At 33.8% G+C, this 1,289-nt stretch carries 1 protein-coding gene; it reads right to left on the bottom strand.

Annotated features, from left to right (window positions below; translation table 11 throughout):
* Positions 1-850: 850 nt before the first annotated feature.
* On the bottom strand, positions 851-1,289 hold a 439-nt coding region (locus Q4Q40_RS23295; protein ID WP_303304465.1), incomplete at its 5' end, for a T9SS type A sorting domain-containing protein.

Below are 1,289 nucleotides of genomic sequence, written 5' to 3'. Positions count from 1 at the left end.
TTGTTCCAATTCCTTTAGTAATTCCAGCCTTTCTGCTTCTGAAAGACTAGATAGACCTTCCTTCATTTTTAGTAAATCCATAACATAAATATACAAATAATAGCTCGATTAAACTAGAGCCTTTTAAAAATTCCTTGATGCTGCATTACAAACAGGTATATAGTTATAATTTCTTGGTCTGTTAGTTTAGGTTCTTTATTGTTACTAAAGCGCTCACACCTATATTGTAGGTTCTCTTCAAATTTTTCACAGACATAATAATATATTTTCACTAACTTGTAATCCTTATTATTGGTTTTTGTATTCAAAATAATCTTGTTGAAATTGACTATTAAGATTCTGTAAATGAATACTTTAAACAGGTTTTAGGCGTGGTTTTTTCAACTAATCAAGCTTGTTTTTTTTATTATTCCCAACCCTTGATTCGCATTATAAAATAGCTTCTTCAGGTCTAAAGTTTAATTGCTGGTTTGGAGCAAGTGTTTGGTTTTATCCAAATAGTTAACCATTACTTTGCCCTAAATGATGGTATAGCTAGTTATCTCGTCTTTATAGGCTTTGACATAAACGGCATATCAAACACCCCTACTACTTAGGGTTGATGAAATGCTTTGAACTTAATTTCTTTATCTATCTTATCCGTCTAGTTGTCGAACCCTACATAAAGAAAACTTCCACTACTGTCACGTTTTAGTCGTGACTGTAGTGGACGTTTAGAGCCTGTACTTGTACTCTGCCAATTCTAGAGCATACAACTCACCTTCTACATAGCATCTAGCACTTATTTCAATGAACTCATTGATCTATCACTAATGTTAAGCCTATCTGAATTCCTTATACAGTATACACTTTATTTTTTAATAAATTTTAAAGACGTGCTATTTTCAAACTGTATAAAATACAAGCCTTGCTTTAAGTTTTGAATATTGATTTGTTCTTTTGGTTGTACAACTCCTTTAAGAACACTTTTACCTAATATATTAAAAATCAAAAAATTTTGAGGCGCTATTAAGCCGTTTATATTAATAAAGTTCGATACTGGATTAGGATATAATGTTAGCTTGTTTTCGAAAACTAAATCTTGAACCTCCAAAGTTGTACAAGTGATATCCAGAAAATAGGGGAAATCCGCATCCATTACGGACGAAAAACCTGCCCCAGTGGCCGGTATCGGATCCCCAAACGGCAGGCTCTGGTAATAATAAACATTACCGGTTGCCGTTCTGTCAACATCTGTATGGCCTGCTGTGGCTTCATAAACTGCCATGACCCAATAATCGCCGGGAGCA

This window comes from Flavivirga jejuensis, from assembly GCF_030540765.1.
GTDB lineage: Bacteria > Bacteroidota > Bacteroidia > Flavobacteriales > Flavobacteriaceae > Flavivirga > Flavivirga jejuensis.
This window is presented reverse-complemented; position numbering and strand designations above follow the sequence as displayed.